This is a genomic window from Ruegeria sp. CDSC085, assembly GCF_059610465.1.
The window spans coordinates 1-5,842 of sequence record NZ_JBXWNR010000042.1 but is presented as its reverse complement, the minus strand read 5'-3'; the positions used below and the strand labels follow the sequence as shown (position 1 = coordinate 5,842).

Below are 5,842 nucleotides of genomic sequence, written 5' to 3'. Positions count from 1 at the left end.
TGGCGGTTACGATGAGCCAGAAACCCTCTCTTATCAAATCAACCTAAACTGTCCCATTGGTGCTGACGTCAGACACTCATGGAAGAAACATACGTTGGAAAGACCATAGATGCTTTTCCGATCACAAATCCGCACTACTCCAAACTACTAGATGTTCACCGATATTCAGAACACCCGAATGTTACCCATCTGACCAAGCAGGTCTGGGCAAGGTGTTATGGGGAACCAGAAAGCAGGAGCTCAAAGAAGGGTGGCGTAAGACCCAAGGCTAACAGTTTGACACAGCTAAGGGCTATATTGCTCGATCTTTATGTGGCTTGGGATACCGACCCCGAGCTGTCTATTGGCGTAGCGATGAGCAACACAGCTTGGAACACCGACTCCCGCTATAACAAGATCGGAATGTCTCGCTTAGCACCGAAGGTAATACATCGCCTGCATGAATTTGGTTACATCTCATTGGCGGCTGGCAGCTATGCCGGTCCCGGAGCCAGCACGAACCGCACTACCCGGATTAGGGCGGCCGAGCCGCTACGGCGTATGTTCCGGGAAGCTAAGTTCGGACCACAGCATATCCTGACCCATCCGGGAAAGGAGTGCATTCTTATGCGATCCAGCGAGAAGTCGGAAAGAAACATCGAATACAAGGATACTCCGGCGACTGAGCAGATGAGAGCAGATCTGATGAAGTACAACAGCCTGCTGCTGCGAACCTTCATCGACATACCCGATCAGGAAGATACTTTCATTGAGCGCCCGATTAAGTCTGGTGTTCGTACGGGTGAGAAAACACGCGTTCCAATCTGCGGGTTCGATAACTTCGTTCACCGTGTCTTCAATCGCAACGACTGGTCATGCGGTGGCCGCTTTTATGGCGGCTGGTGGCAATCGGTCGGGTCAGAGGTTCGGAAGCGCATCCACATCAATGACGAACCTACTGTCGAAGTGGATTATCAAGCCCTTCATGTTGCGATTCTGGCAGCAAAGAGAGAAGTGAGGTTGGAAGGTGACCCTTATGAGTTGGAAGATGGTTTGCTTCCGAAGCTGGAGGATGCCGACCAGCAGCGCAAGTTGGTGAAGCTTCTTATTCTCATGGCTCTAAACGCGAAAGACGAGCGGTCAGCTTATAGTGCGTTCCGGGAAGTCTCTCCAGTTGGCTCAGTGGCAAAATCAATGAAGAATGCTGAGCTTCGGCTAGTGCTTGATGCTGCAATCGAGAAACACCCATTCCTTAAGGAGGACCTTTGTTCTGACAGGGGGATATCGCTAATGAACACAGACAGTTTGATGGCTTCCATGGTGATCCGACACTTCACCAGACAGAAGATTCCTGTGCTTTGCATTCACGACAGTTTCCTGATTGGGTATTCACATGCTCGGAGGCTCAAGACCGCTATGAACCTCGCGGCAGCCAACGTCCTCGGTTACCCGGTGGCTCTGTCGAACAACTTCCTTGGACTTGATGAGGTTGAACTTGAAACTCCCAGCTTGGTCGATGATTACATGGATATGCGCTATCTCCCCCGCTGCTCGGCCTATAGGGTCCGTCAGCGTATCTTCAGCGAGAGGTTAGCGTATCTGGATTCTCTGGGGGGATGAGGAAACTGGATGATCGGGGGTGAGAGGTTTGAGTTTCTCATCTTCTCTTTATCCCGCGTTTTCCATTACTTATCCCTATCCTGACTATACTCAGCCATAACCGGCATCGGCCTCTCCCTCTATCTGGGGGAGGTCATCGCTGACGTGCAGACAGCAAGACAGGCTAGCAAGACAAGTGTGATCTGAGCGGGGGCATAAACGGGGGCATTTCTCGGAGGGTTTAGCCCCAAGTGCGTGTCGACGTTCCATGTTCTGATGAACTGGCTGGGGTGGTAGGAATCCTTGCCGTCCGATGAAACCTATCAACTTTTCCAACTAGCCCGAGAAACTGGGGCGGTTTCGGGGGCATTTCCGACAGTGAGCACGGGCATTCGCTAAGCTCTGCGACGGGCATTTCTGACCGCTGGAGAGGCCGCTGAAGGGGCAGCTTACGAGACCGTCCACTGGCGCTGAGACGACCGCTGACGATCGGTTCCGGGGACTGAAGACTGGTCGCTGGTGCTGGCGGGTGGTGGGGCCTTGCAATGGCGCTCTGTGTCCCAGTTCACAGAACCTCTCATTCATCCAGGTTAACGTAAGGTCATCAATGGGAGGTCGCAATGCTTCGTAAGGCTTCAAATACCTGGCACACTCGCACCGAACACGCAGTAACCATGATACACCCAGTTGTGCGTATCTTGCGTCATTGCACCCAGATGCAACGCCAAGTGAACCGCTACCACTGAATTCGAGTGCGGGTAACCGTTTTTCCGAGGTCAGCTTCTGTGCGCTACGCAAAGGTTGGATAATTGGCTGTTTTGAGCTCTAAGCAGTTAGGCCGACTGGCTGACGACTGTTTGTTGGCATTGATGAAGTGGCTGACCGTTGGCGCAGAAGCGGACGTTCGAGCGAACAACGGCGAATGACCGTATCGAGCCCAAAGCGGGCAGTTCTTCATGACAATATTGTCTGCATGGTTTAACCAAATTAAAGCTAGACAATTTCAAGTATTGAACTTCGCGACCGACGCCGGACTATTGGCGCGATTGACGTCTGTGTGGGGAAAGAACTCTGCCCAGACGTGCCAGAAGAGACCGGGTTTCACATCTGCAGAACGTTCGAGTTGCTTTCCGTCGCCGGTTATCCCAAAGAAGTTGATGTTCTGAACTGGTCCGCCGGTGCTGTTGACCCAGACATTCAAACTTTCATAATTAGGGCTCCAAGCCACGACCAGCGGCCGCCCGCCCACCTCAGCATTCACCACATTTCCTTGCGAAACGACGAAATCATCGGTCCAACAGGTAGCATCCGACCCGATATTCACGCCCCAGACATAAGTCTTTGTAGGCAAGCGCGGATCAATTGGCCGCTCTAGGTTTTGCATGATTGGTTTGGCCTCGGTGTGATGCTTCTGGATCGTCGCGGTGAAGGCCAGTTCCATTGCACTGTCCAGCAGGAACAAAAACGGGTTTGAAGGCAACTTGTTCAGGAAAACCGCACCTTCAGGATAGGCCCTTTGAAACCCGCGAAACGTCATACGAAAAGTTGGCCATGCGCGCATCGCCAGTTCCGGACGCAATGGGCAGGCGGGTCCCTCAACGCTGGTGTCCTCGTCCTTGGCGCGGAAGCCGTAAATCTGCTGCAAAGGCTCACCCGTAGTATTGTCGCGCAGAACAAGGTTGTTGCCGTGCTGGGCAAGAACCTCCAGATCGAGCTTTTTGTCTTCTATCGTGGGAACATAGCCAAGACCCAGATTGGCTATTGCGCAGAATGTCAAAATAACGGGTTCACCGTCCAGACCGTCATGAGTACCAGCCAAATGCGGGCGCATGATTTGCGGTTGCGGATGCGCACGGGCGACGCCATTGTTTTCCAGAACGATTACCTGAGTTGTCGGGCTGACAAACTCCTGTGCCTCTTCGATACTGTAATACTTTGCCGAATCTTTCTGGTTGCGCAGGCCCACATGGACATACACCCAGGTAAAGGCAACAAGACCAAGGCTTAGAGCGGTCCCCGCCCAAAACACCCATGCCACGCCGCCGCCAAACGCGAAGTGCGTGATAGTGGAGACAAACCATGCCGCAATCCCGACTCCGACGATCTGATATTCATTGCGAATAAACCGGTCTACGTTACCGCGCTTCGTTTTTATAAAAAGCTGGGGTATGTCACCGAGATCTCGGAAATAAAGCAGTGCAACAATCACCGAAGCAATAATTGCCAAGTAAAATAACGTGTCCGCCATGATACGTACTTCCTGCGTTGAAACCGCTCGAGCCAGTGTGTTTAAAAAAGAACCAAACCTAGTAAGAAAACAAGTCGCAACTCGGTTTCGATCTGTCACAACCTTGCAATCATTTTCGCCAAAAGTCATCTTCGGCACGTAATAAAGAGACATAACTTCAGCTATGGATTTCTGTTCCAGCAGAAGTCTGCTTTGTCCGCAGAATAGTCATTCAGCCAGCCCTCAACCAAAGTCCGCTTTGGAAAAAAAGAAAGCAAAGTGGGCACCCCCAGCAAACCGCTACGCTAGGCCTTCTCGGCTCCACCGAGCCTTTATCTGGCAGGGGTTATGCTTGTTCTCGGCGTCCTGATGCGCTTGCTTATGACAGCTTGGGCATAGTGCAATCGTGATAAACGTTTTCTTGCCCGTTGAGATGTCGGAGCAAAGTTCCTCACCGCAAATCTCAAGCAACTCCCCGTGTGACATTAGTTCATTAGTGGTTATGCCACAGTGCTGACACTGCGCCTCTTCAAGGGCGCACTTGACTTCTTCAACCGAAACTACCCGTTGATAGTTGCATTCAGTATCAGTCATTTTTTACCCCGCGATCTCAACCCCGTGAAATAGACCTGCTCTGGCCACACCCAGTAATCGACTTGAGAGATTCAGGCTAACGCAGGTACCGCGCGCAAACAATCCAGCGGGTATCACTTACTCTCGCCTTTGTCGAAACCGAGAGAACCCCTGCATCTAAATAAAGAAGCAACTGCAGGAGTATGATCCATGAAGTACCTGTCTGCCCTCGGCGTTCTCGTCGGGGGTTTTCTTTTGCACCCACCGCCCAAGGCTGTTCTGACGACAATGCTCTGGGTGGTTTCTCGGTCCCATCCCGCTGTCTCAGCGCTGGTTCTGCTGGCGGTTCTCTGGACGTGGAGGTCCAACGATGACTGAGCTGGAGCTGACCCCCGGTGACGTCGTGGTCGTCCAGGCCTTCGATGACGTCCCTGAGCATCTGTTCCGCGTGGAGGAGGTGTTCGAAGACTGCGTGACCGGCCATGCCGTCACTGGCCCTCTGGCTGGTTCCTACGGCGAACCGGCCCTCGAGATGATCGTACGACTCGTCTCAACCCACTGAACCAATCCCACATTCCAAACCTGAAAGGAGGAGACTCATGTCTGCTCACATTCGCTATGCCTATCTGAAGGGTCACACGTGGCTCTACAGACGCAACTATCCCGTTGACGTGGCTCTCGCGCTGGGCGCTCAGGCGCTGAAGCAGAGCCTCAAGACCAGTGACCGAAACACCGCCCGCGTCCGAGCCGCTGAAGTCAATGCGCGCTTCGAGACGCTGGTGGAGCAGGTTCGATCGCAGGCAGAAGAAGCTCTGTCTGCCCGTGAGAGCACCGCTGACGTTCCTGATTGGGTTAACCAGCCAGAGACTTCTCTTGTCCGTCTCCGGGCCACTCTGGAGGACTCTGGATGCAATCTGGAGCAGTCTAAGTTCATAAGACCATCAGCGCCGGTAAAGGTACCGGTTCGTGACCTGAGCCGCGCCTATCTCTCCCGGCGTAGTGATGAACTGCGACCCAGCGGGTTCAAATCGGTCCGATACTCCGTCGGGTTGTTCACGAGCCGATATGGTGACCGATCAATTTGCAGTCTGACGCGGACGGAGGGGCGAGAGTTCCTGTCAGCGATAGCCCAACTGTCTCCAATGATTGGCAAGTCGGAACGAACACGGGGGCTGACCCTGGACCAACTGGTTGCGTACTCGTCTCGGGGGTCGGTGACCATAACAGCCAGAACCCAGCGACGTATCTGGTCGCAGGTCAATCACTTCCTCGACTGGGTGGTCTATGAAGGGCATCTGGAGGTCAACCCCTTCCGGACTGTTCTCTTCGACCGGAAGGTGCGCCCTCAACCTTACGCTGTTCCGACTGACGATGAGGTCGTGCGGCTTGTCTGACGTCAGCGCCAATGGGACAGTTTAGGTCGATTTGATAAGAGAGGGTTTCTGGCTCATCGTAACCGCCAAG

At 53.3% G+C, this 5,842-nt stretch carries 5 protein-coding genes; 4 read left to right on the top strand and 1 reads right to left on the bottom strand.

All coding sequences use genetic code 11. The features are described 5' to 3' along the window. Nucleotides 1-297 precede the first annotated feature (297 nt). Complete coding sequence (locus AC2FJB_RS22610; protein WP_496721183.1) at nt 298-1,599, top strand: hypothetical protein; 1,302 nt, start codon at nt 298-300, stop codon at nt 1,597-1,599. A 982-nt stretch (nt 1,600-2,581) separates the two neighbouring features. Here AC2FJB_RS22610 and AC2FJB_RS22605 read toward each other — a convergent pair. Further along, the gene (locus AC2FJB_RS22605) at nt 2,582-3,826 is read right to left on the bottom strand and encodes a DUF3179 domain-containing (seleno)protein (protein ID WP_496819135.1); all 1,245 of its coding nucleotides are present in this window, start codon (nt 3,824-3,826) and stop codon (nt 2,582-2,584) included. Between the two features lie 762 nt (nt 3,827-4,588). Between AC2FJB_RS22605 and AC2FJB_RS22600 the strand changes: the two genes are divergently transcribed. The 3 genes from AC2FJB_RS22600 to AC2FJB_RS22590 are packed head-to-tail and all read left to right on the top strand — an operon-like array spanning nt 4,589 to nt 5,772. Next, the gene (locus AC2FJB_RS22600) at nt 4,589-4,756 is read left to right on the top strand and encodes a hypothetical protein (RefSeq protein WP_170688564.1); all 168 of its coding nucleotides are present in this window, start codon (nt 4,589-4,591) and stop codon (nt 4,754-4,756) included. Continuing rightward, nucleotides 4,749-4,940: a hypothetical protein gene (locus AC2FJB_RS22595; protein WP_496721187.1), complete on the top strand. Its 192-nt coding sequence runs from the start codon at nt 4,749-4,751 to the stop codon at nt 4,938-4,940. The genes AC2FJB_RS22600 and AC2FJB_RS22595 overlap by 8 nt, the downstream gene beginning before the upstream one ends. Before the next feature lie 37 nt (nt 4,941-4,977). After that, a complete protein-coding gene (locus tag AC2FJB_RS22590) occupies nt 4,978-5,772 on the top strand; it encodes a DUF6538 domain-containing protein (protein WP_496721189.1) in 795 nt (264 codons plus the stop codon). The last annotated feature ends 70 nt before the right edge of the window (nt 5,773-5,842 follow it).